We start from the raw sequence: 23,827 nt of genomic DNA, 5'->3' as shown, positions 1-23,827 counted from the left end.
ACGGCGGCGACGGGTGACACTCAAGCCTGGGTCGATCCAGCCGATAACTATCGAGAAGAGGGCTCTTTCGCCCCACCGTGTCCTGCCGGTTTCATAGGGTAATTGTCGATGGTCCTGTCGCTTGACCGTTTGCTGGTGTTTGGCGTTCTGATGCTCATGGCTGCAAGCGGATTCTCGCCGAAGGCCGCGGCAGAGCCTGCGTTGCGCATCGTTACGGAGGAACTGCCGCCCTATAACATGACCCAGGATGGGCGGATGACCGGTATGAGCACCGAGGTGGTCCAGGCCGTGCTCAAGGAAATCGGCGTACAGGCTCCCATCCAATCCATGCCCTGGGCGCGCGCCTATCAGCTAGCGCTCGATGACAGCAACGTGCTGATCTACTCCATCGCCCGTACTCCTGAGCGCGAATCGCTGTTCCAGTGGGTGGGGGCCATTGCGCCCACCCACTGGTATCTGTATTCGCTGGCTGACCGGCCGGTAAAACTCAACTCGTTGGACGAAGCCCGCGCCTACCAGATCGCTACCGTCAACCAGGACGTGGGCGAGCAGTACCTGATCTCGAAGGGGTTTCGCGTAGGCGAACAATTGCAGTCGAGCACCAAGTACGAGCACAACTACCGCAAGCTCAAGGTCGACCATGTGGAAATGTGGATTTCCAACGAGCTCAACGCACAGTACCTGGTTCGCCAGAACGGCGAAGACCCGGCCAAGGTGCTGGTGCGTTCACTGCCGATTTCCGGCTTGAGCAGCGATGAAGCGCTGAGCATGGCGTTCAGCCGCAACACGCCGGTCGAGACCGTAGAGAAATTCCGCGCCGGCCTGGAAGCCATCCGCCGCAATGGCGTCTATGACGCCATCCTGCACAAATGGCTGTGAGATGGCGCGAAACTCCGAGACTCCCTCAACCCAGCCACAAGTCAAGGCGTTCAGCTCCCTGGGGCGTCGCCTGGTACTCGCGACACTGTTGTTCTGCCTTCTGTTTACCCTGACCATGGTCACACTGCGTACCTGGCTCGCCTGGGAAAACAACCTGGCGGAAATGAACTCGGAACTGGTCCTGATCGACCAGGTGTTCCAGAACACCTTGTCCCACGCCATCTGGGAGCTGGACCGTGAATCCCTGGGCAAGCAACTCTCCAGCGTTGCCAAGGCAGCGCCGGTGGGCCGCGTGGTGCTCAAGATCCTGCGGCCCGGTCAATCGCCCGAGATCATCGAACTCAATCGATACGCCGTCGTCATGTCCGGCCCGGCGCCCGTGCTGCAACATGAACTCGTCGCGCAACCCTACGAAGGCGCCAACGAAAAGGTCGGTGAGCTGACCATTGAAGGCGATAACAACCTGCTCTGGGAACGTCTCTGGAGCGAGGCACGCAGCATCGTCATCGCCCAGGTGATCCAGTCGCTGCTGCTGGCCGGGTTGGTCATGACCGTGTTCAATCGCCTGGTGACCGTGCATGTCATCCACATTGCCCGGCATCTGGGCCAACTCACGCCACAGACCCTCAGGCAATACTTCAAGCTGCAGCGCTCGGTACGGCGCCCGGACGAACTGAGCCTGCTCGAATCCCAGCTCAACGAACTCCAGGACAACCTCCACGCTCACCTGGAACGTCAGCGCCTGGATGAACAGGCCATGGAGGCCAGCCGCGATCAATTGGCCGAGCTGGTCGAGGCGCGTACCGCGGAACTCAAGGCAGCCAACCAGGCGCTCGAAGCCCTGTCACGGCATGACGCGCTGACCGGGTTGCCCAACCGTCGCTATTTCGACGAACTGAAGGAAATCGAACTTCGTCGTGCGCTTCGCCAAAAGACCCCGCTGTCAGTGCTCATGTGCGACGTCGATTTCTTCAAGCTCTACAACGACACCTACGGCCATATCCAGGGCGACCAATGCCTGCAGCAAATCGCCGAAACCCTTCGCGCCGTCTTCGAGCGCTCCGGTGAGCTGACCGCCCGGGTGGGTGGCGAAGAGTTCGTCGTGATGCTGCCCAACGTCGGCGCAGCGCAGGCCTACGAAGCGGCCCAAAGGGTCCGGGCCAGCCTGGCCAAGCGCGAACTGCCCCATAGCGCCTCAGCGGTATCACCCTTTGTCACCCTCAGCATCGGCGTCGCCGAGCTGGACCCGCAGACCATGGATCACTTCGACCTGTTGCTGCAACGTGCCGACCAGGCGTTGTATCGGGCGAAACATCAAGGACGTAATTGCGTTGCCTTCTAATCCAGTGAGGCCTGTATGCACCATCGCCTGACGCTCTGCTTATGTTTGTTCGTGGCCTTGACCAGCCTGCACAGTCACGCCGAAGGAATCGAAGTCGTGACCGAAGACTCGCTATACGCGTACTTGCGCGACGGCAAACTCGTCGGGCCGGGCACCCGCGTCGTTGAAGAAACACTGACCAAAGCGGGGCTGACCGACCACCATATCCTGCTATATCCCTGGGCCCGGGCTTACGACAAGGCCCTGCACGAACCCAATGTGCTGATCTACCCCATGGACCGCACCGTGCTGCGCGAGCCGTTGTTCAAGTGGGTGGGCGAGCTGGAACGGGTGACCATCAAGCTCTACAAGCTGCGCGAGCGCCAAGACATCACGCTGGCCAACCTCGAAGATGCCAAGCTCTACACCGTGGGCGTGGTGCGCAACGACTCCAAGCAGTTGCTCATGCAACAGCAGGGGTTTACCCGGTTGGTGGTATCGGCGGACCGTCACGATAACTTCCAGAAACTGCTCAACCGCCAGGTCCAACTCTTGCCAATGCCGGAGAACGCCGCACGGATCGTCTGCGACGAAGCACATGTGGCCTTCGCCGACCTGGAGGAGGTCTACTCCTTCGATGAGCGCCCAGCCCGCGTCTACATGGCCTTCAGCCTGAGCACGCCGGACGAGGTCGTCGCCCGGGCGCAGCATGCTTTCGAGCAGTTGGAAGCGTCGGGGGAAGTGGCGCGGATCATGCGGGAAGAGCGTTAAACCCCAGGCGACGCAAGCCCTGCGGGAGCGATCCTGTTCGCGAAAGCAGCCCTACCGCTTTCGCGAGCAGGCTCGCTCCCACAGGTCTTTGGCTTGGCTGACATCAGGCAAGCCTGGCATGGCAAAGTTTTCCATCATTTCGCCGACACAGGTCTGATACGCTAGCCGGCTCGCACGCAGCGCCATCGCGAATCAACGACTAAGGAGAGTTGACGGACATGATTGTCGGCATTGACCTGGGTACCACCCATAGCCTGATCGCGGCATGGCGCGACGGCGCCGCGCAGCTGGTACCCAATGCACTCGGCGAGTGGTTGACCCCCAGTGTGGTAGGCCTGGATGACGAAGGTCGGATAATGGTCGGCCGCGCGGCGTTGGAACGGTTGCAGACCCACCCGCAGGTCACGACCTCGCTGTTCAAGCGCTACATGGGCAGCGCCCGCCTCACAGCGCTCGGCAACCGCCAGTTCCGCGCCGAGGAGCTGTCGGCGATGGTCCTGCGCAGTCTGCGCGAGGATGCCGAACGGCATTTCGGCGAGCCGGTCGAGGAAGCCGTCATCAGCGTCCCGGCCTATTTCAACGATGCCCAGCGCAAAGCCACGCGTATCGCCGGTGAGCTGGCCGGGTTCAAGGTCGAACGACTCATCAACGAACCCACCGCCGCCGCCCTCGCCTATGGGTTGCACCAGCGCGACAACGCCAGCACGTTCCTGGTGTTCGACCTCGGTGGCGGGACCTTCGACGTGTCCATCCTGGAGCTGTTCGAAGGTGTGATGGAGGTGCGGGCCAGTGCCGGCGACAACTACCTCGGTGGAGAAGACTTCGACACGTTACTGCTCCAGGCGTTCGTGGCTGCCCAGGCCGGCTCTGCCGCAGGCCCGGTGCCCATGGACGACGCGCAGTTGTTCGGCCGCCTGCGCCGTGAAGCCGAACGCGTGCGCAAAGCCCTGGGGCACGAGCCGAGCGCCACGTTCTCGGTTCGCCAGGGTGATCGCGAATGGCGCCATGAATACACCCAGGCAGCGATGGCCGAGCTTTACGCCCCGCTGTTCGCCCGACTTCGCGCCCCCATCGAAACAGCCTTGCGCGATGCACGTATCCGCGCCAGCGAACTGGACGAAGTCTTGTTGGTGGGAGGCACCACCCGCATGCCGCTGGTGCGCAAACTGACAGCCAGCCTGTTCGGACGCTTCCCCTCGATCCAGCTCAACCCCGACGAAGCCGTGGCATTGGGCGCCGCGGTGCAGGCGGGGCTGAAAAGCCGCGATGCAGCACTCGAAGAAGTGGTGCTCACGGATGTCTGCCCGTATTCGATGGGGATCGAGATTTCAGTCGAATACGGCAACAAACTCGAAACCGGCCACTACCTGCCGATCATCGAACGCAACTGCGTGGTGCCGGTGAGCAAGGTCAAGCGTGTGGTGACCTTGCGTGACCAGCAGAAGGTCGTCCTGCTGAAGGTCTATCAGGGCGAAAGCCGCCAGGTCAGCGAAAACATTCTCCTCGGTGAACTGGAAATACCCGTGCCGCCCATGCCGGCGGGGGAAGTGAGCATCGACGTGCGCTTCACTTATGACACCAATGGCCTGTTGGAAGCCGATGCGCTGATCGTCCAGACCGGGGAACGGCGTAGCCTGGTGATCGCCAACAACGCCGGCGTGCTCGACAACGAGGAGATCGCCCAACGTCTCAAGGCCCTGGAGTCGTTGAAGATCCATCCCCGTGACGAACAGCCGAACACCTTGTTGATCGCCCGGCTTGAACGCCTTTACCAGGAAAGCCGCGGCGAACTGCGCCATCGGGTCGATGACCTGGCCACACGTTTTGCGCAGGTGCTCGACACCCAGGAACTGCACGACATCCGCGCCTTGCGGATACAGATCAGCGAGCAGCTCGAAGCATTGGAGCAGGATGTCTGGCGATGAGCTGTTGGGAAATATTGGGTCTACCCGCCGATGCCGACAAGCGCAGCGTCAAGCGCCAGTATGCCAGCCTGCTCAAACGTCATCGGCCCGACGAAGACCCCGAGGGCTTCCAGCGGCTGCGTGAGGCTTACGAACAGGCGCTGGAGTGGAGCGAATGGCAAGAAGAGGAGATGGTCGTCGAGCCGCCGTCTGCGCCCATTGACCTCCCCCTTTCGCCGACGCCACCTCAGCCGCTGGAATCGCAAGGTCCCTCCCCGGCCCAGCGCCTGGCGGTTCAATGCCTGGAAGCGATCACGGCGGCCAACCTCGCCGACCGTCTGGCCCAGGCTCGCCTTTACGGATGCGAGCGAGCATTCGAACATGCCCTGCTGCAACGTTGCCTGAGCGACGAGGACAACTACGATCTCGCCGAAGCCGCCATTGGACATCTGCACTGGCTGACGCCCTGGCAACACGAGGATCTGCCCCGTGCAGCGCTCGAGCAGCTGCGCGGCAAGCTCATGGAATTGGCCGAGGCCCGCCTGAATGCAGCTTGCGCCGACACCGGACGCTTCCTCGAACTGGCCCGGGAACTGGCAGCCAGCCCGTGGCTGCAAGGGCTGGATGCGCGCCAATGGTTGAACCAGAGCCTGGCCATCGCGCTCTTGCAAGCACCGGTCTGGTCGGAACAACTGTTCGACGCCATTTGTGCGCAGCAAGGCTGGAAGCAGACCGGCCACCATAGCCCCTGCCCCGAGCCGTGGTGGAGTCAACTCCTGGCTCGCAGCCATTGCCACACGTTTCTCCAACAACAGGACCGTCTCACGGGGCTCTTCGACAGTAGTGAGTCTCAAGCAGCGCGCATGCTGTTTGGAGCCGCCGACGAAGACGCCCGGATACCCTTGAGCCTGACCTTCAGCGATGCCGATTGGGAGGCTTGCGAAGCGTTATATCGCACCGTTGAGCTTCGCTATCCGCAATTGCTGTACCAGATGCCACAACTGGCACCGGACAACTGGCGGCCGCTGCGTCGGCGACCACCGGTCCTGGCCGTGCCGCTGGCGATCCTCAGCACGTCCGCCTGTATGAGCTGGTTCCTGGAATATCGCCTGGGTGGCTCGTTCTATACCAGTGTGGTCGACATGCTCCTGCGCGCGATGTTGCTAGGCGTCGTCGCCTGGGGACTCAACGCAGCCTGCAAACCGCTGAGCCGTATCGCCTGGCGCCTGGACCAAAAGCTTCATGCGCGCTTCGGCCACTGGCTGAGCCTGCGACGTCCTACCCCGCTGCCAATCCGCGAGGGCCTTTGGGTCGGGCTGCTGGGCGGTATCATCTACCTGGCCGGAGGTATTCTCGGGGCAGTCGCGTACTTCACCAGCCTCGCCGTATTGGCGATCCTGAGCGGGAAAGCGTTCTCCGAACGTTGCGCGCCCTTGCTTTCCCGAGTCTATCAGCGGGTGCCCGGAGACATCCTTATCGGTTTCTTCCTCGGCATTCTTGTCCCCCTGCTCCTGCTGGGCAATGTTCTGGCCGGTAATGCGCCCCTCGCCGCGAATGAAGGCCTGCAGGCCTGGCCGCAGCGAACCTGCGCCGCCCGCCAGCTCACGGCCTCCCCCTGCCCGTCCCAGTTGTCGGCCGACCAGTGGCACCTGCCCAAGACGACCAAGGCAGGCCAGCCATGATCAGCAGCCGCGCGTTCGCAACCGCCGTGCTCGTGTCGTTGGGCCTGAGCTGGCTGGTCAAACAGATAGACACGGCGAATATCGACTATGGAACCCATTTGCGCTGGGAGGCAATCCAGCAAATAAACACCTGCCTGGTGGACGGCGCGGACCTGCTGGAACAGCGCTACAGCGATTACCGCAACCTGGTTGCTCAGTCCCAGGAAAAAAATGGGCTCTGGAAGGGCTTTGCCGGCTTCGGCATGGGCTCGGGCGATGCCATTCCTCCCCAGGGAGCGCAACCATCGCCATGCTATCGGTGGTTCGGCGGCGGCGAACCCGGTGGCCTGCAGTACCTGGCCAAAAACTACCTCGGGGCGTATGACAACCTGCGACCGAACGCTGAAGCTGCTGAACGATGGCTTGCGACTCGGGTGCAAGACCGGCCTCCCTTCGAACCCATCGAGCGGGCCCTGAACCTCCACTTGCAAGACGCACGCGACCAGGCGATACCTTTGCGCCAAGCCCTGGAGCAGCCGCAGTTACTCATTCGCGAAGAACAACTGGCATCCATCGAAGAACGACTGGGACACGACCAGCATTGGTACACGCTGCGCTTCATGATCCGCGCCCGCCAGACCATCAATGCCCTCGACGCGATGGCCAACGGCGCGTCACTGACGCCGCAGCAGTTGTCCAGCCTGCAGCAATCCCTGGCCGGCAGTTGGTCGGATGCCGAAACCTTCGTAAAGGCACGGCCACGCTTACGTTCGGCGAATGGCGGCCAGCCCGTCTGGAGCAAGATCAGTCTGGCGGGCGAGGAATGGCTTACTGCACTCAATCGCCTGCAACAACACTGGGCCTCCGGCGCCGATGCGGCAGAACTGAATCAGGACCTGGCCGCCGCTCAGGCTGGTTACGACGAGTTGCAGTCGCGGTACAACATGGCCGTGGCAAAGCAGTATTGATTGACGCGGTTGGTGATTCAGCGCGCAGCAGTCCTGTTTTCAGGGCTGCTGCGCATCCGTCGCCCGACAGTGCTCTCGCAACCTTGAGCAAATACGGCTAGGCGGACACCTATCGACATCACCGATCCTGTCGTCCAACGTCCTTCCAGGAGCCTTTGCCCGGTGCCCGCCAAATCGACCAATGCTGCCTACATAAAGCGATTCAATGCCGTACTCGCCTACATCAACGCCAACCTCGAGGGTGAGCTGTCGGTGAATACGCTGAGCCAGGTGGCGAACTTCTCGGCGTTTCACTTCCATCGACAGTTCACCGCCTACATGGGTTTACCTGTCGCACGGTACGTGCAACTGATGCGTCTGCGGCAGGCAGCCAATCGTCTGGCATCACGTGCAGATTATGCGGTGCTGGAGGCAGCCCTCGATGCCGGCTTCGAAAGCCCCGAAGCGTTCAGCAGAGCCTTCAGGCGGGCGTTCGGCGTGGCGCCGAGTACTTTCAGGCAGCAACCGAACTGGCAGGTCTGGAATGCGGCGTTTGAAGTCCCCCACTTTTCCAGGAGCGTCATCATGCAATTACACATCGTGGACTTTCCCGAAGTCAGAGTCGCTGCACTCGAGCACCGCGGCCCGGCACAACTTCTCGATGAAAGCGTGCGCCATTTCATCCAGTGGCGCATGCAGAGCGGGCAATCGCCAGTGGCATCGAGTCGCACCTTCGGCATTCCCTTCAGCAACCCCGATACCACACCGCCGGAGGCGTTTCGCTTTGCCATTTGCGGTGAGATACACCAGGCCGTCGCGCCTAACACCTTCGGCATACGCGAAATCCTCATCCCCGGCGGCCGCTGCGCCGTGGTGCGACACCTGGGCTCGACAGACCTTATCAGCGAAAGCATCTATCCGATCTACCGCGACTGGCTTCCGAACAGCGGAGAAGAGCTTCGCGACCAGCCACTGTTCTTCCACTACCTGAGCGTTTACCCAGAGACGCCAAAGGACCAGTGGGAGACGGATATCTATGTGCCATTGCAGTAGAGGTCTCGGGATGGGGGTTATTGCATAAGCCACAACCCCCTGTGGGAGCGAGCCCTGCTCGCGATGGCGGCAGCACGTTCAACATCTTCGTGACTGACGTTCCGCTATCACGAGCAGGCTCGCTCCCACATTGAATCTGGTGGTCTACGCAGCCTTTGCATACGCCAAAAAACCCTGTGGGAGCAGGCTTCAGATCGGCCTGTCCACAACCCGGGCATTCCACTGCGCACGGTAGCGCTCACGCCAACCCGGACTGCCTTTATCCAGCCACTCCAATGTCGCCTCGATACTGTCCGGGCTGATGATGAAGTGATTGATATGTTCCTCGATCCGCTCGTGGGACAAATGCAGCGCATCCAGATAGCCGGTAAAGGAACTCGCCAACACGACGTATTCATCGCCTTGCTGACGGCGGCCGGTCCAGGCGGGTAAGCCGGCGACCATCGCGGCCACGTCCTGGCGACCTTCACGCAGGTCCAGGAGCAAGACGCTTGCGCCACCGTCACGCCCGATTGGCAGCAGCCCGGTCGCGGGAAAGCCGGGTTCCGCCCGCAGTTGCTCCAGCTCGAAGGGGTTGGACTCATACGCTTTGTCCGGATCCAGCCCATACAGCGAAAAACTCAGCAGCTCCTCGTCGCCATTGGCCAGGGTCGCGACAACATCGTATTCCACGCAGGCGCCGTTGCAGGTCTTGAGAAACTGCCGGTAGTCTTCCGGCAGGCGGGCGCCAAGGCTGGTTTCCAGTTGCGAGATGGCAAGGTCCGTGGCACCTGTGCGGGTTCGTTCGAGGATCAATCCGTGATATTCAATCATTGGGGCTCACAAGCGCATGACGTGGAGGCGGTACTCAGCCAGTGGCCTGTACGTTAATTTGAGTGGACGAATCAGCCGCGCACTAGCCCTTGGTCGGGGCCTTATCGGTCGGTTTACGCTTTTTGGAAGCAGCCACCTTGTATCCACCGGTACCGGCCTCTGTTGCCAGGTGTGCGACCAGTGGCTCGTTGCGAACGCTGTACTTCGCGGGCTTCCTGGCCACAGGGCGAGCGGTTTCAATGGGGGTCGGCCTGGCCGGGGCTGTCGACAGGAAAGCACCCGGCTCCATCGCAAACCGCTGTGCCAACGCATACGCCATCTTGTGACTGATGGGCCGATCCCCACTCAACACCTTGGACACCGCCGTCTTGTCGCCAATTTCGGGAAGGTCCGAGCCCGTGAGCCCAAGCGTCTCCATCAGGTCCCTGATCAATTGCACCGGGGTGCATGTCGCTTCGAACGCGGCAGTGGATTCGCGAAACTGGTCGGAGTCGCGCTGGTAGGCCAGTATTTCGTCTTCGAGCTCGACGAGGATTTTCTCCTCGACCTTGCTCAGCTCACGCCCGTCGGTGAGTTCGTCAAGCAGATCGGTCGCACGCTCATAGTCGGCGGGCGTCTTGATGCCATGCACGAATTCACCGCGCAGACGCTCCAGCACCGCATTTAGCTCGCCAAGCGTTGCGATCACGGTCTGAAAGTCATTCGTGACTGCGCTCATCGTTTTACTCCTTTGTTTCTTGCATACCAGACGTTGGCAACGTCGTAATCGGCATGTGTGCAGATGTGCTTGACGTAGAATTTCTGTCGGATGTAGTGGACTCCCCCTATCACCCTGAGATTGTTGCCCCCTACATCAATCACGACCCAATTCGCCGTGGCCCTCGGCTTGAACAGATCGATACCGTGGGTACCGAACAGTTTTTGCAGGTCCGCGAACGCTGTCGGACGGGCCATCTTCAACATGCGCCGGCAGCGATCGAGCCCGGCCTTGTCGTTCGGGTACAAAATGGCGGCGGCGTCAAAACGTGATGGTTTGAGTATATCCATAGGCTTCCCTGTCCTTGAGTCGGATGCTACTCCAGTTGTGTTTTTTCACAACCGGAATTTTTCGGCAATGGTGAAGTTCAAAGAGCGCTTCCCGGAGAAGGGCCGCGCTCCTCCTGCTGATACTGCCTGGGAGTGCACCCAAACTCCCGACGAAATACTGTGTGCAGATATTGCGCCGACTTGAAGCCGCAATTGCGGGCAATGTCAGCGATCGCCAAATCCGTCCTCTCCAACCCGCTGGCAGCCGCGGCCAACCTGAACCGCAAGATCTCGTCATGCACGCTGCACCCTCGCTCCTTGCGAAAATGCGCTTCCAGCGATGACCGCGACACCCCCACATACCCCGCCACCTGCGCGGTCTTGATGCCCTGGCAAGCGTATTGGCGAATGAACAGCAGCGCTTGCATGACGTAGGGGTTACCCAATGGTTGATGCAGGCTCGAGGCCTGCACGTTGATCGCGTCGGGTGGAATCAGTATCTGCGTGCCCGTGGACGGCATGCCGTGCAGCATCTGGTGGAGCAGGCGCGCGGCGGTGCGACCCATGGTTTCGGTGCCTTGGATCACTGAGCTCAGGGGCACCCGGGTCAGGCTGCGGGTCAGTGGGTCGTTGTCGATGCCGATCAGCGCGACTTGCTCCGGCACGGCGATACCCGCGGTCAGGCAGGCTTGCAGCAGTTGTCGGGCGCGGGCATCGCTGACGGCGATGATGCCGATGGGTTTGGGCAGGCTTTGCAGCCAGGCGATCTGCTGTTCGACGGCACTGTCCCAAAGTGGCGCGCTGGTGCCCATGCCGCGATAGACCTCCGCCGGCAGGCCATCGCGCTGCACCAGTGAACGGAAGGCTTTCTCCCGCTCCTGAGCCCAGCGATTGGCCTGTGCTTCGGGCAGGCTGAAGCAGGCAAAGCGCGTGAGGCCGGCTTCGATCAAGTGCTCGTAGGCCAACTTCATCAGCGCGAAATTGTCGGTGGCGACATAGGGAATGCCCTGGGGATAGGCGCGCGTATCCTGGTAGGAACCGCCCACCGCCACCACCGGCAAGCGGATCCCGGCCAACGCCTCGCCAATCAGCGGGTCGTCGAAGTCGGCGATGATCCCATCGCCCTGCCAGCGTTCGATCCCCTTCAGCCGGCACAGGAAATCCTCCTCAAGAAAGAGATCCCAGGACGCACGGGTGCTGCTCAGGTAATTGCCGATGCCGCTGATGATGCCGCGGTCGTAGATCTTGCTGCCATTGAACAACAGCGCAATGCGGTGGACGGGGGGGACGGTTTTCATTGTTTTCACCCTGGGCCGGTGACCACAGACTAGGCGCGTGGACCTCGAAGCTCAATACAAAATCGAACTGCACTCTGGTGATTTTCATAATCATCACCCACAAGGCCGGCGTTAGTATCGAGACACCGCCAAGAATAAAAAGGATATCGCCCATGCCGTACTTTCCCGGTGTCGACAAGATTCGCTACGAAGGCCCCGCCAGCAATTCGCCCCTCGCCTTCCGTCACTATGACGCCGACAAGCTGGTCCTCGGCAAACCCATGCGCGAACACCTGCGCATGGCGGTGTGCTACTGGCACACGTTCGTCTGGCCGGGGTCCGATGTGTTCGGTGCCGGCACGTTCAAGCGCCCCTGGCAACACGCCGGGGACCCGATGGAGCTGGCCATCGGCAAGGCCGAAGCCGCCTTCGAGTTCTTCTCCAAACTGGGCGTCGACTATTACTGCTTCCACGACACCGATGTCGCCCCGGAAGGCGGCTCGCTGAAGGAGTACCGTAACCACTTCGCGTTGATGACCGACCACCTGGAGCGCCACCAGGAGCAGACCGGGATCAAGCTGCTGTGGGGCACCGCCAACTGCTTCAGCAACCCGCGCTTCGCCGCCGGTGCCGCCACCAACCCGGACCCGGAAGTCTTCGCCTGCGCCGCCGCCCAGGTGTTCAGTGCCATGAATGCCACCCTGCGCCTCAAGGGTGCCAACTACGTCTTGTGGGGTGGCCGTGAAGGTTACGAGACCCTGCTCAATACCGATCTGAAACGCGAGCGCGAGCAACTGGGCCGCTTCATGGGCATGGTGGTCGAGCACAAGCACAAGATCGGCTTCAAGGGCGACCTGCTGATCGAGCCCAAGCCCCAGGAGCCGACCAAGCACCAATATGATTACGACAGCGCCACGGTCTTCGGTTTCCTGCAGCAGTTCGGCCTGGAAAACGAAATCAAGGTCAACATCGAGGCCAACCACGCGACCCTGGCCGGGCACAGTTTCCATCACGAGATCGCCACGGCCACCTCGTTGGGAATCTTCGGCAGCATCGACGCCAACCGTGGCGACCCGCAGAACGGCTGGGACACCGACCAGTTCCCCAACAGCGTCGAGGAAATGACCCTCGCCACCTACGAAATCCTCAAGGCCGGCGGTTTCAAGAATGGTGGGTTCAACTTCGACGCCAAGGTCCGTCGCCAGAGCGTGGACGAGCTCGATCTGTTCCACGGCCATGTCGCGGCGATGGACGTCCTGGCCATGGCCCTGGAGCGCGCAGCGGCCATGGTACAGAACGACCGGCTCCAGCAATTCAAGGATCAACGCTACGCCGGCTGGCAGCAACCGTTCGGCCAGGCGGTGCTGGCGGGCAAGTTCAGCCTGGCCTCGCTGGCCGAGCATGCCTTCGTCAACGAGCTGAATCCGCAGGCGGTCAGTGGCCGGCAGGAGATGCTCGAAGGCGTCGTCAACCGGTTCATCTACCCCTGACTCCGTTGTGGCGAGGGGATTTATCCCCGCTGGGCTGCGAAGCGGCCCCCAAAAGCAATCCTGATTAGTCTGGCCTGCAAAAGAGGCTGTGACATTCCCACGACAAATCTCCGCCCACGACGCTGTGCAACGCTCTACAGTTCTACCGGCATCACGCTCATCGTCAGGCAGTGTCTTTCAAACAAAAATAAAAGGACGCACCACAATGAAAACTGTAAAACGCACCTTACTCGCCAGCGCCCTGGCCCTGCTGTCACTTCCGGTCATGGCCGATGCGGCGCACCCGAAGATCGGTTTTTCCATCGATGACCTGCGCCTGGAGCGCTGGTCACGGGATCGTGATTACTTCGTGGCGGCGGCGGAAAAAATGGACGCCAAGGTCTTCGTGCAATCAGCCGATGCCAACGAGCAGAAGCAGATTTCGCAGATCGAAAACCTCATCTCCCGTGGCGTCGATGTGATCGTCATCGTGCCGTTCAACGCCACCGTGTTGACCAACGCCGTCGCCGAAGCCAAGAAAGCCGGGATCAAGGTGGTGTCCTATGACCGGCTGATCCTGAACGCCGATATCGACGCCTACATTTCCTTCGATAACGAAAAGGTCGGCGAAATGCAGGCCAGCGGCGTGCTGAAAGCCGCGCCCAAGGGCAACTACTTCCTGCTGGGCGGCGCCCCCACCGACAACAACGCCAAGGTCCTGCGCGAAGGCCAGATGAAGGTGCTGCAACCGGCCATCGACAAGGGCGATATCAAGATCGTCGGCCAACAGTGGGTAAAGGAATGGAACCCCACCGAAGCCTTGAGCATTGTTGAAAACGCCCTGACGCGGAACAACAACAAGATCGACGGCATCGTCGCCTCCAACGACGCCACCGCAGGCGGCGCCATCCAGGCCCTGGCCGCGCAGAAAATGGCCGGCAAGGTGCCGATCTCGGGCCAGGACGCCGATCTGGCAGCGGTCAAGCGGGTGATCGATGGCACCCAGACCATGACCGTCTACAAGCCCCTGAAGCTGATCGCCTCCGAAGCCGCCAAGCTCTCGGTACAACTGGCGCGTAACGAGAAGCCGTCCTTCAGTTCGCAGTACGACAACGGCAGCAAGAAAGTCGACACCATCCTGCTCACCCCGACCCCGTTGACCAAGGACAACATCGACCTGCTGGAAAAAGACGGCTTCTACACCAAGGCACAGATCGCCGGGCAGTAAGTTGAACACCACCGGTCAGTGAAGCACAGTCCTGTGGGAGCGAGCCTGCTCGCGATAGCGATAGCACATTCAATATGGATGCAAGCTGAACCACCGCTATCGCGAGCAGGCTCGCTCCCACAGGGAACTGACCGGCAGGTTTATGTGTAAGACCTTCCCACGAGTCCTTGCCATGTCCGATTACCTGTTGCAAATGAACGGCATCGTCAAAACCTTCGACGGTGTCAAAGCCCTGAATGGCATCGACATCAAGGTCCGGCCGGGGGAATGCGTCGGCCTGTGCGGCGAGAACGGCGCCGGAAAATCCACCTTGATGAAAGTCCTCTCGGCGGTCTATCCCTACGGCACCTGGGACGGAGAAATCCTCTGGGACGGCCAGCCGCTCAAGGCGCAATCCATCAGCGAAACCGAAGCCGCCGGGATTGTCATCATTCACCAGGAACTGACCCTCGTCCCCGACCTGTCGGTAGCCGAGAACATCTTCATGGGCCACGAGCTGACCCTGCCCGGCGGGCGCATGAACTACCCGGCGATGATCCATCGCGCCGAAGCCTTGATGCGTGAACTCAAGGTACCGGACATGAACGTTTCGCTGCCGGTGTCGCAGTACGGCGGTGGCTACCAGCAACTGGTGGAAATCGCCAAGGCGCTGAACAAACAGGCGCGCCTGCTGATCCTCGACGAGCCGTCATCGGCCCTGACCCGCTCGGAAATCGAGGTGCTGCTGGATATCATCCGTGACCTCAAGGCCAAGGGTGTCGCCTGCGTCTACATCTCCCACAAGCTCGATGAAGTGGCGGCGGTCTGCGACACCATTTCGGTGATCCGCGACGGCAAACACATCGCGACCACCGCCATGGCCGACATGGACATCCCACAGATCATCACCCAGATGGTCGGGCGGGAAATGAGCAACCTCTACCCCACCGAACCCCATGACATCGGCGAGGTGATTTTCGAAGCGCGCCACATCACGTGCTACGACGTCGATAATCCCCGGCGCAAACGGGTCGACGATATCTCGTTCGAGCTCAAGCGCGGTGAAATCCTCGGCATCGCCGGGCTCGTCGGTGCCGGTCGCACGGAACTGGTGTCGGCGCTGTTCGGTGCCTACCCCGGCCGTCATGAAGGAGAAGTCTGGCTGGATGGCCAACCGATCGACACCCGCACGCCCCTCAAATCGATCCGCGCCGGCCTGTGCATGGTCCCCGAGGACCGCAAGCGCCAAGGGATCATTCCGGACCTGGGCGTCGGCCAGAACATCACCCTCGCGGTACTGGAGAATTTCTCGAAGCTGACCCGCATCGACGCCGAAGCCGAACTGGGCAGCATCGACCGGGAAATCTCACGCATGCACCTCAAGACGGCGAGCCCGTTCCTGCCGATCACCAGCCTCTCCGGCGGCAACCAGCAAAAAGCCGTATTGGCTAAAATGCTCCTGACCAAACCCCGCGTATTGATCCTCGATGAGCCTACCCGCGGCGTGGATGTCGGCGCCAAATACGAGATCTACAAGTTGATGGGCGCGCTGGCGGCCCAGGGGGTGTCGATCATCATGGTTTCCTCGGAACTGGCCGAAGTGCTGGGGGTTTCCGACCGCGTGCTGGTGATCGGCGAAGGCCAGTTGCGTGGAGACTTCATCAACCACGAACTCACCCAGGAACAAGTGCTCGCTGCTGCGCTCAGCCATCCCGATGGCCATAACAATAATGATCGGAAGTCCGCGTAGATGAATCAGGTCAAACAACTCTTCACCCGCTACAAAATGCTCGCGCTGGTGATCGCCGTGGCGATCATCTGGCTGTTCTTCAGCTGGCAGACCGACGGCGGTTTTCTGACCCCACGCAACCTGTCCAACCTGCTGCGGCAGATGTCCATCACCGGCATCCTCGCCTGCGGCATGGTACTGGTGATCATCAGCGGGGAAATCGATCTGTCGGTGGGCTCATTGCTCGGGCTGCTGGGTGGTCTGGCGGCGATTCTCGACGTGGTCTATCACATACCGCTGCTGGCCAACCTGAGCCTGGTCGCCCTGTGCGGCTTGGTCATCGGCCTGGCCAACGGTTTCATGACCGCCTACCTGCGCATCCCTTCTTTCATCGTGGGGCTGGGCGGCATGCTGGCGTTTCGCGGGATCCTGCTGGGCATTACCGGCGGCACCACCATTGCCCCGGTCTCGCCGGAGCTGGTCTACGTCGGCCAGGGCTACCTGCCGCAAACCGTGGGTGTAGCGCTGGGCGTACTGTTGTTCGCCCTCACCGTTTTCCTGACCTGGAAACAGCGTCGCAACCGCGCCCTCCATGGCCTGGCGGCACACTCCCTGGTGCGTGACGTGCTGCGCGTGGTGGCGATTGGCGCGGTGCTGGCGGGGTTCGTCCATACCCTCAACAGCTACGACGGTATTCCGGTTCCGGTATTGCTCCTGCTGATCCTGCTGGGGGTATTCAGCTACGTCACCAGCCAGACCGTGTTCGGACGCCGTGTCTACTCGGTGGGGAGCAACATGGAGGCCACGCGCCTGTCCGGCATCAACGTGCAGGCGGTGAAACTGTGGATCTTCGGCATCATGGGGGTGATGTGCGCCCTCGCCGGGCTGGTCAACACCGCACGCCTGGCGGCGGGCTCACCCTCGGCCGGCAACATGGGTGAACTCGACGCCATCGCCGCCTGCTTCATCGGCGGCACCTCCATGCGCGGCGGCTCCGGCACCGTCTACGGCGCCCTCCTCGGCGCGCTGGTCATCACCAGCCTGGACAACGGCATGTCGATGCTCGACGTCGACAGTTACTGGCAGATGATCGTCAAGGGCAGCATTCTGGTGCTGGCGGTGTGGGTGGATGTGAGTACACGGGTGGGTCGTCGCTGATCCGGGTGGTCAGCGCACAGGGGCAAGGAGAATATCTGGTCTATAGTTTCCCTCTAATCAACCGATATTTTTCGCACGGACGCGCAGGTGTCATTCAGGGAGCACAGCATGTCGATCCAACGGACAAGTGAACTGAGACTGGCTCCCGGTATCACGGCATCCGAAGACACGACGTCCAGGGGTACGAGCCATGTCTTTCGATATGGGCTCGGCCACCTCAGGGAAGCCTATATCCTGCTTCCGCTATTGTCCGCCTTGCTCTTGATTGCCCTCTGGTCCGCCACCTTCTACCTCATCAAGGTCGAACAGACCCGTGCCCAGCGCAACGCCGCCACGGTCAGCGAGGAAATCGGCGCCACGTATGAAGCGCAAATACTGCGTGCGGTTCGTGAGATCGACCAGACCCTCAAGCTCGTCAAATACACCTACGAAGCCGAGGGCGAGCGCAACCCGTTGCCGCGGCTCAAGGAGCGGGCGTTGTTGCCGCCAGCCCTGCTATTTGATGTCAGTGTGGTCGGTTCCGACGCCAAGCTGTTGGCCAGCACCCGAGCGGAGGAAACCGGACCCGCCAATGACCTGGATGAACTGCGGACGCTGCGCAACAACGATACGCTGCTGATCAGCCGCCCCTGGAAGGATCCCCTGACCGGGGAATGGCGCTTGCGCTTCAGTCGTCGCCTCAATGCGCCGGATGGCACCTTCTCGGGCATCGCCAGGGTCGAGGTCGATGCGGCCTATTTCGCCAGCAGTTACGACGCCTCGAAACTCGGTGAGCGCGGCGTGCTCGGGTTGTTGGGCACCGACGGGGTGTTCCGGGTACGGCGCACCGGGGAGTCGGTCCGGGCCGGCGATACGGTCGACTATGGGGCGTTGGTTCCGGATACCGAAGACATCCAGACCTCGTTGTTGACCAACAGCTGGGACGGGGTACGGCGCTACACCAGTGCCCGTCAGCTCTATGACCTTCCCCTGGCGGTGATCGTCGGCTTATCCGAAGAAGAACAGTTGGTTGCGGTGAACCGGCAAGCCCAGACCTACCTGCGGCGTTCGGCGGGTGTCAGCCTGTTGCTGGTGCTTCTCGCCGGCCTGCTGAGCCGAATGAGCTGGCAACTGGCGCAAAGCCGGCTGCAGGCCGCCGAAGCCAAGGTGGCCTATGCCGAGCGCGTCGAATACCTTGCCTATCACGACGCCCTCACGGGGCTGCCCAATCGCAGCCTGTTCAGCAAACTGTTGATTCAGCACATCCACGAAGCCCATCGTTATCAGCGGCAAATGGCGGTGCTGTTCCTCGACCTGGACCGCTTCAAGCAAATCAACGACACCCTCGGCCACGATGCCGGCGACCAGTTGCTGCAAGAGGTCGCGAACCGCCTCAAGGCCTGTCTGCGCGAGAGCGATATCGTGGCCCGATTGGGCGGTGACGAGTTTGTGGTGTTGCTGCCACAGCTGTCTGATGAAAAGTATGTGGCGGCCACCGCGCAGAAAATCCTCGCCGCGGTTGCCCGGCCCTTCAATCTTCGAGGGAAAGAGTTCCGGGTCACCGCCAGCATCGGCATCAGTCTTTTTTCCCGGGATGGCCAGGACGAACAGACCCTCAAGAAAAACGCCGATATCGCGATGTACCAGGCCAAGCAACAAGGTAAAAACACCTTCCAGTTCTATTCCGAAAAACTGAACGCGGAGTCATTGGAACGGCAGACGCTGGAATTCGGCTTGCGTCATGCACTGGAACGTAACGAGTTCCGGCTGCATTACCAGGCCAAGCGGGACATTCGCAGCGGCCAGATCACCGGCATGGAAGCCCTCCTGCGCTGGGAGCACCCCGACCTGGGGCTGGTGGCTCCCATGCAGTTCATTCCGGTGGCCGAAGAGACCGGCCTGATCGTCCCCATCGGCAAGTGGGTCCTCAGGACTGCCTGCGAGCAAAACGTGGCCTGGCAACAACAGGGCCTGCCGCACCTGTGCATCGCTGTGAACCTGACGGCCCGCCAGTTTGTCGATGAGCATCTCTTGAGCGACCTTGCGACGATACTGAGCGAAACCGGCATGGACGCCCGTCTGCTGGAGCTGGAGATCACCGAAAGCCTGCTCATGCAGGATGTCAGGAAGACCCTGCAGGTATTGACCGGCCTCAAGGAACTGGATATCCGGATCGCCATCGATGACTTCGGTATTGGCTACTCTTCGCTCTCGGCACTCAAACAGTTCCCGCTCGACTCGATCAAGATCGATCGCTCGTTCATCCGCGATGTCACCAGCCTGGCGGAAGACAGAGCCTTGACCGAGGCCATCATCACCATGGGCAGGAGCCTCAGCCTGACCGTGGTTGCCCAGGGCGTGGAAACCAAGGAGCAAGCCGATTTCCTGCGGGACAACGCCTGCGACGAATTCCAGGGGTTCTACTTCAACAAGCCGGTACCTGCCGATCAGTTCAGGGTGTTGCTGCAAACGCAGACGACACGTAACGACACAGGCGCGTAGGCTTTTGGTACAGAGCCTGATTGCTCATTGCGGACCGGACAGCACGACCCTGACACTGCCATCCACTTCACGCGCATCGATATAACCGATGGCAGCGGGATTGCCGGCGACATGCTTCTTGACTTCCGCACCGTTCGAAACCGTTTCCGGAGGCTGGCCCCGGCCGGTAAATATAATTTTTGACCAGTGCGTCTTGAGTTGCGCGGCGGATTTGCCGGTGTATGCGGTGTAGAACTCATCGCGGGCAGCAGAGCCTTCAGGCTGGTCGATTGGAATGGCCTGACCGCCCTCGGGAAAACGACTGGCCTTGCCCAGGAAAATATTCGCCACCTGATTGCCTTCCAGCGTTTTCACCGGGCTGGCCGTCGAAACAACTACCACCACATCAGCCATCACAAGCGTGCTGGCCGCGTACAAGACCATTACCGCCACGGCACATCCCGTGCCCTTGAGAAACCGCATGATCGGCCTCATCAGAAGACAAAATCGACAGCGAGGCTGAGCACGCTGAACGAGCCGCCCGGTTTGAAACCCGGCTGGAAGTTGGTCAACGGGCCCGTGGTGATGCCATCCATCCGGGTGTGGTCGTACTGCAATTTGGCGTCCATGTTTTTCGTGAAATCCCAGCGCACACCCAGCGACAGGGTTTGCTGGCGGCTGCCGGCGCCCAGGATGGCGTTGAGCGTTCCGTTGAGTTCCCCCGCGGGACCGGCCAGTTCCGGCGGCAACGTCGAGGTGTCCAACCCATCGGTGGACGTTTCGCTCAGAGTCTTTGATCGCGCATACGTGACATAAGGCGTGAAGGCATCGATCCGGTATCCACCACTGACATACCAGGCACTCATCTCACCAAACACCGCATGGCTGTCGAAATGCCCCCACTCGCCCATGACGAACCAGTCGCCGGGATCATAGATGGCCCCGACGCCGACGAAATTGAAGTCCTTGCCCTTGGTGTCGTAGCGGTCGGCGATGTCATTGCCCTCGTCACCGAACTGCCGGAAACCATCGAAGAGCGGGTTGAACGGCTCGAAGGTCAAGCGCGTGTGCTGATAGGTGATGCGCGTGGTCAAGGCACCGTATTCGGTCAGGTTGGAAACGCCCCATGAGCCTCTGGCCCGGGTCTCGCCCGTATCGTTGGGCATCCGGACCGTGCTCTGCCCGACATTGCCTTGCACGGTATTGATGACATCGCCCAAGTGCAGCCGGTAGCTGAGGTCCATGCCATCGGTCGCCGTGACGGGGATCATGCTGTAGACCTCCCCCGGGGGGCGCACCCAGGGCAGCGTGTAGCCTACCTTGCGGCTGTCGGAAAACAGGAAGGCTGGCTGCACCGTGCGGCCGATACGCAGGCTGAAATCGGGCGTGACCTGGTACTTGAAGTTCGCCCATTCGACGTAGGGACGGTAGCTGTTGTCGTAACGCTGCTCCGAGATCACCTGCACCACCGCCGAGAGCTCCGGGGTGAAGCGTGCCGTCACTTGCGCCCCGATCAGGCTGTCGACATCGGCACTCCAACTGCGCGAGTGACCGGCGCCATTGGGCTTGTAGATGCTGGAAGTGAAGTCGGCTTTCCTCTCGTTGGAATGAACCATGCCGACCGTGCCGAAGCTGCTCACGGAAAACGTCGGGCCGTCAGCATCGGTGGCGGTGGCCGTGCAGGCATAAAGCGACATCACGGCCAGGGCCAGCGGATGGAGTCGAGGCGCCATGGAGTCAGTGCGGCCTCGACAGGAGAACCCACCCATCCAGGCAGACTATTGCGCCGGGACCCTGTTCGAGATTGCCTGAAGGAATTGCCACCATTCGTTCCAGTCCTTATGACGTCGGCTCAATACCATGACCGAATTGTAGACGACAAAATTCTACGTGCCCGGATCATGCAACGGTTGCCGGGCTCAAGGCGGTAATGGGCAACTCCAGGGTGAACGTGGCACCCTGCCCCGGCCCGTGGCTATGGGCCTTCAGCACACCGCCCATTTCCATCGCTGCCAGGACACAGCTGTGCAAACCGAAACCATGGCCCTCTTTGCGAGTGGTGAAGCCATGGGCGAAAATTCGCGTCAGGTTCTCCTCGGCGATGCCTTCCCCATTGTCGACCACCCGGATGATCAGCTTGTGCTCCGGCGTCAGCTCGGCGTGGAGGGTGATCAATGGCTGCCGATCCGACATGTTGACCATCGCCCCGCTGGCATTCTTGATCAGGTTGACCATGATCATCAGCACCCGATGCTTGTCCAGTTGCACCGCGGGCATTGCCGAATACTCCTTCAGCACCGTGACCCGACGAGCAGTGATGATGCCGGCATTCATGCGCAAGGCGTCCTCCAGCAATTGCTCGACCTGGACGCTCTCACAGAGGCTGGATACGCCCGAGTAAGACTGCTGGGCCGCGACGACTTCCTTGATGTGATCGATGCTCTTGGCCAATTGCTCCAATTCATCGGACATGCTTTTTTGTTCGACAGCCAACGCTTCCGTCACCTGATTCAGATACCCCGGCAGCAACTTGCCTTTCTCGTCCTCAACGAGGAAATGGCCCAGATCGGTGGCATGCTGGTTCATCAACTGCATCGCTTTGCTCAACCCCAAGGCTTTGCTGGTGCGCAGCTTCTGCGTCAGGACCTCGGCGGAGACATTCACGCTGTTGAGCACGTTCCCCACATTGTGCAGGACGTTGGTGGCGATCTCGGCCATGCCGGCCTGACGCGCAACGGCGACGAGTTGGGTCTGGGCTTCGGCGGTGCGCAAACGGCTTTGTGCAAGCTGCCAGCTCGTCCGGCTGAGCAAGACGACCAGAACCACCAACAACAGACTGCCTCCAGCGGCCCGCCACTGATAGGTGTGGGCCAGCTCGGTCACGGCGGCCAATTGTTCCTCTTCGGATAACCCGACGATCACCGCCAAGGGAAGGTCATAGAGCTGACGGGCACTGGTGTAGCGCCGCACCCCGTCCCAACCGTTGGTCAACAGCTGCGCCTCGGTGTCCTCGCTGTCCGGCACCAGCGCCCCATAATCGACCGCATCGCCGGCCTGGATCGACTCCCCGGTGCGCCGCACCCGAAAGACGCCATCGGTGCCCAACAGCCCGAGCACACCTCGCTCACCGAGTTTCGAGGTGTCATAGCTGCTGGCGAAGTAGGCTGCATCGACCTCGACTCTGGCGACGCCCGAGAATGAGCCATCCGGCGCGTCGAGGCGGCGACTGAAACGCAGCCGCCACTCATCCGTCGAAGGGTCTTTCCAGGGGTGGCTGATCAGCAACGTGTCATTGTTGCGCAGGATTCGCAGCTCATCCGGGTCGCTGACCGGCCCCGTTTCGTTGGCCCGGGTGCTGGCCACGAGCTTTGCGTCGGCATTGACCACACTCACGTCAAACAACAGGGCCGGCGGCAACAACGCCCGCTCCTTGAGCCGGGGCAACGGATTGCGCTTGCCCTCGGCCTCGTAGGTGTACTTGACGAGCTTGAGGGTCTGATCGATCTCGTGAACCGCCCTCAACATCTGCGCTTCGTAGGTGGCGCTGATTTCCTGGCTGACCGTGGCGGCGTTGTACCGGGCACGCGCCAGCTCGCTGTTGATGAGGTAGAACGTTGTCATCCAGATCGCCAGCAATAGCATGACGGCGAGCAGCGGAAACAAGACGTAGGCTTCCTTGACATGAGCCAGCCCACGTCGAAGCCCCCGCCCCACGCCCCCCGAGGCGGCGTCCGTTGACGGGTTGATACCGGTGACCAACCTCAATCCATGGGGCCGTTGAAACTGCATGCTGTGCTCCCTGCGTTGTATCAGCACTTCAGGTTAGCGGGCACCCGCTGGGGCTTGGGCTCAAGGAGATGCCAGGAATCTCTTGCGGCGTCCGTGCGAGGCAGATTGCCGATGGGTTCGCTGGAAACTATAGATCACAAACCGCGTGGGCGAGCCCGAAGCTGCTGGGATACCGCTATCGCGAGCAGGCTCGCTCCCACCCTGGTCGTGGGCTGATCACTACATCGGCTATGACGCCAATCCCTATGGGAGCGAGCCTGCTCGCGATGACGGCAGCACATCCAACACCCATGCAAGACAGCTGCTCCCCCTGTGGCGAGGGAGCTCGCTCCCGCTCGGCTGCGCAGCAGTCGTGTGCTTTGC

The 23,827-nt window shown here is 61.2% G+C and carries 19 protein-coding genes; 12 read left to right on the top strand and 7 right to left on the bottom strand.

Annotation, left to right across the window (positions count from 1 at the left end; translation table 11 throughout):
* Positions 1-108: 108 nt before the first annotated feature.
* The 7 genes from CGA22_RS24415 (at position 109) to CGA22_RS24385 (ending at position 8,536) form a co-directional block, all read left to right on the top strand.
* Positions 109-879, top strand: a complete 771-nt coding sequence (locus CGA22_RS24415; protein ID WP_041024498.1) for a substrate-binding periplasmic protein — start codon at positions 109-111, stop codon at positions 877-879.
* 1 nt (position 880) lies between these two features.
* Positions 881-2,221 carry a GGDEF domain-containing protein gene (locus CGA22_RS24410; RefSeq protein WP_041024497.1) on the top strand — a complete coding sequence of 447 codons (1,341 nt, stop codon included), beginning with the start codon at positions 881-883 and terminating at the stop codon, positions 2,219-2,221.
* Positions 2,222-2,236: 15 nt separating this feature from the next.
* Positions 2,237-2,971 carry an ABC transporter substrate-binding protein gene (locus CGA22_RS24405; protein WP_041024496.1) on the top strand — a complete coding sequence of 245 codons (735 nt, stop codon included), beginning with the start codon at positions 2,237-2,239 and terminating at the stop codon, positions 2,969-2,971.
* Between the two features lie 218 nt (positions 2,972-3,189).
* Positions 3,190-4,896, top strand: coding sequence for a molecular chaperone HscC (locus CGA22_RS24400; protein WP_041024495.1), 1,707 nt, complete (start codon positions 3,190-3,192; stop codon positions 4,894-4,896).
* The gene (locus CGA22_RS24395) at positions 4,893-6,557 is read left to right on the top strand and encodes a J domain-containing protein (RefSeq protein ID WP_041024494.1); all 1,665 of its coding nucleotides are present in this window, start codon (positions 4,893-4,895) and stop codon (positions 6,555-6,557) included. Before CGA22_RS24400 ends, CGA22_RS24395 begins: the two co-directional genes overlap by 4 nt.
* Positions 6,554-7,504, top strand: a complete 951-nt coding sequence (locus CGA22_RS24390; protein WP_052435198.1) for a DUF3829 domain-containing protein — start codon at positions 6,554-6,556, stop codon at positions 7,502-7,504. The genes CGA22_RS24395 and CGA22_RS24390 overlap by 4 nt, the downstream gene beginning before the upstream one ends.
* Before the next feature lie 162 nt (positions 7,505-7,666).
* Positions 7,667-8,536, top strand: coding sequence for a GyrI-like domain-containing protein (locus tag CGA22_RS24385; protein ID WP_041024493.1), 870 nt, complete (start codon positions 7,667-7,669; stop codon positions 8,534-8,536).
* 189 nt (positions 8,537-8,725) lie between these two features.
* Here the strand turns inward: CGA22_RS24385 and CGA22_RS24380 are convergent, their stop codons facing one another.
* From CGA22_RS24380 to CGA22_RS24365, 4 genes are all read right to left on the bottom strand, one after another.
* The gene (locus CGA22_RS24380; RefSeq protein ID WP_041024492.1) at positions 8,726-9,349 is read right to left on the bottom strand and encodes an SMI1/KNR4 family protein; all 624 of its coding nucleotides are present in this window, start codon (positions 9,347-9,349) and stop codon (positions 8,726-8,728) included.
* 82 nt (positions 9,350-9,431) lie between these two features.
* Positions 9,432-10,067 carry a type II toxin-antitoxin system HigA family antitoxin gene (locus CGA22_RS24375; RefSeq protein ID WP_041024491.1) on the bottom strand — a complete coding sequence of 212 codons (636 nt, stop codon included), beginning with the start codon at positions 10,065-10,067 and terminating at the stop codon, positions 9,432-9,434.
* On the bottom strand, positions 10,064-10,396 hold the full coding sequence (locus CGA22_RS24370) for a type II toxin-antitoxin system HigB family toxin (protein ID WP_024780344.1): 333 nt from the start codon (positions 10,394-10,396) through the stop codon (positions 10,064-10,066). The genes CGA22_RS24375 and CGA22_RS24370 overlap by 4 nt, the downstream gene beginning before the upstream one ends.
* A 77-nt stretch (positions 10,397-10,473) precedes the next feature.
* Positions 10,474-11,673, bottom strand: a complete 1,200-nt coding sequence (locus tag CGA22_RS24365; protein WP_041024490.1) for a XylR family transcriptional regulator — start codon at positions 11,671-11,673, stop codon at positions 10,474-10,476.
* A 152-nt stretch (positions 11,674-11,825) separates the two neighbouring features.
* On the opposite strand from CGA22_RS24365, the gene xylA reads away from it, so the two are divergent.
* From xylA to CGA22_RS24340, 5 genes are all read left to right on the top strand, one after another.
* On the top strand, positions 11,826-13,142 hold the full coding sequence (xylA, locus tag CGA22_RS24360; protein WP_041024489.1) for a xylose isomerase: 1,317 nt from the start codon (positions 11,826-11,828) through the stop codon (positions 13,140-13,142).
* Positions 13,143-13,347: 205 nt separating this feature from the next.
* Positions 13,348-14,349, top strand: coding sequence for a D-xylose ABC transporter substrate-binding protein (gene xylF / locus CGA22_RS24355; protein WP_041024488.1), 1,002 nt, complete (start codon positions 13,348-13,350; stop codon positions 14,347-14,349).
* 172 nt (positions 14,350-14,521) lie between these two features.
* Positions 14,522-16,078, top strand: coding sequence for a D-xylose ABC transporter ATP-binding protein (xylG, locus tag CGA22_RS24350; RefSeq protein WP_041021526.1), 1,557 nt, complete (start codon positions 14,522-14,524; stop codon positions 16,076-16,078).
* Positions 16,079-17,215 carry a sugar ABC transporter permease gene (locus tag CGA22_RS24345; protein ID WP_041021525.1) on the top strand — a complete coding sequence of 379 codons (1,137 nt, stop codon included), beginning with the start codon at positions 16,079-16,081 and terminating at the stop codon, positions 17,213-17,215.
* Positions 17,216-17,323: 108 nt separating this feature from the next.
* Positions 17,324-19,696, top strand: a complete 2,373-nt coding sequence (locus CGA22_RS24340; RefSeq protein ID WP_188258734.1) for a putative bifunctional diguanylate cyclase/phosphodiesterase — start codon at positions 17,324-17,326, stop codon at positions 19,694-19,696.
* Positions 19,697-19,720: 24 nt separating this feature from the next.
* Here CGA22_RS24340 and CGA22_RS24335 read toward each other — a convergent pair whose 3' ends face one another.
* From CGA22_RS24335 to CGA22_RS24325, 3 genes are all read right to left on the bottom strand, one after another.
* Positions 19,721-20,158 carry a phosphate ABC transporter substrate-binding protein gene (locus CGA22_RS24335; protein WP_052435078.1) on the bottom strand — a complete coding sequence of 146 codons (438 nt, stop codon included), beginning with the start codon at positions 20,156-20,158 and terminating at the stop codon, positions 19,721-19,723.
* Between the two features lie 11 nt (positions 20,159-20,169).
* Positions 20,170-21,408, bottom strand: a complete 1,239-nt coding sequence (locus tag CGA22_RS24330; RefSeq protein ID WP_041020787.1) for a porin — start codon at positions 21,406-21,408, stop codon at positions 20,170-20,172.
* A 166-nt stretch (positions 21,409-21,574) separates the two neighbouring features.
* Positions 21,575-23,464: an ATP-binding protein gene (locus tag CGA22_RS24325; RefSeq protein ID WP_041020786.1), complete on the bottom strand. Its 1,890-nt coding sequence runs from the start codon at positions 23,462-23,464 to the stop codon at positions 21,575-21,577.
* Positions 23,465-23,827: the final 363 nt, after the last annotated feature.

The sequence above is a fragment of the Pseudomonas sp. PSB18 genome, from assembly GCF_014596565.1.
Classification (GTDB): domain Bacteria; phylum Pseudomonadota; class Gammaproteobacteria; order Pseudomonadales; family Pseudomonadaceae; genus Aquipseudomonas.
Note: the sequence above shows the minus strand (reverse complement) of the source record. Positions and strands in the feature narration are given on the sequence as shown.

Bases quoted from the DNA above. Each gene is read 5' to 3' on its own strand.
- xylG (WP_041021526.1), top strand. From the start codon at position 14,522: ATGTCCGATTACCTGTTGCAAATGAACGGCATCGTCAAAACCTTCGAC.
- CGA22_RS24390 (WP_052435198.1), top strand. From the start codon at position 6,554: ATGATCAGCAGCCGCGCGTTCGCAACCGCCGTGCTCGTGTCGTTGGGC.
- CGA22_RS24395 (WP_041024494.1), top strand. From the start codon at position 4,893: ATGAGCTGTTGGGAAATATTGGGTCTACCCGCCGATGCCGACAAGCGC.
- CGA22_RS24410 (WP_041024497.1), top strand. From the start codon at position 881: ATGGCGCGAAACTCCGAGACTCCCTCAACCCAGCCACAAGTCAAGGCG.
- CGA22_RS24415 (WP_041024498.1), top strand. From the start codon at position 109: ATGGTCCTGTCGCTTGACCGTTTGCTGGTGTTTGGCGTTCTGATGCTC.
- CGA22_RS24375 (WP_041024491.1), bottom strand. From the start codon at position 10,067: ATGAGCGCAGTCACGAATGACTTTCAGACCGTGATCGCAACGCTTGGC.
- CGA22_RS24370 (WP_024780344.1), bottom strand. From the start codon at position 10,396: ATGGATATACTCAAACCATCACGTTTTGACGCCGCCGCCATTTTGTAC.
- CGA22_RS24380 (WP_041024492.1), bottom strand. From the start codon at position 9,349: ATGATTGAATATCACGGATTGATCCTCGAACGAACCCGCACAGGTGCC.
- CGA22_RS24325 (WP_041020786.1), bottom strand. From the start codon at position 23,464: ATGCAGTTTCAACGGCCCCATGGATTGAGGTTGGTCACCGGTATCAAC.
- CGA22_RS24345 (WP_041021525.1), top strand. From the start codon at position 16,079: ATGAATCAGGTCAAACAACTCTTCACCCGCTACAAAATGCTCGCGCTG.
- CGA22_RS24400 (WP_041024495.1), top strand. From the start codon at position 3,190: ATGATTGTCGGCATTGACCTGGGTACCACCCATAGCCTGATCGCGGCA.
- xylF (WP_041024488.1), top strand. From the start codon at position 13,348: ATGAAAACTGTAAAACGCACCTTACTCGCCAGCGCCCTGGCCCTGCTG.
- CGA22_RS24330 (WP_041020787.1), bottom strand. From the start codon at position 21,408: ATGGCGCCTCGACTCCATCCGCTGGCCCTGGCCGTGATGTCGCTTTAT.
- xylA (WP_041024489.1), top strand. From the start codon at position 11,826: ATGCCGTACTTTCCCGGTGTCGACAAGATTCGCTACGAAGGCCCCGCC.
- CGA22_RS24365 (WP_041024490.1), bottom strand. From the start codon at position 11,673: ATGAAAACCGTCCCCCCCGTCCACCGCATTGCGCTGTTGTTCAATGGC.
- CGA22_RS24340 (WP_188258734.1), top strand. From the start codon at position 17,324: ATGTCGATCCAACGGACAAGTGAACTGAGACTGGCTCCCGGTATCACG.
- CGA22_RS24405 (WP_041024496.1), top strand. From the start codon at position 2,237: ATGCACCATCGCCTGACGCTCTGCTTATGTTTGTTCGTGGCCTTGACC.
- CGA22_RS24335 (WP_052435078.1), bottom strand. From the start codon at position 20,158: ATGCGGTTTCTCAAGGGCACGGGATGTGCCGTGGCGGTAATGGTCTTG.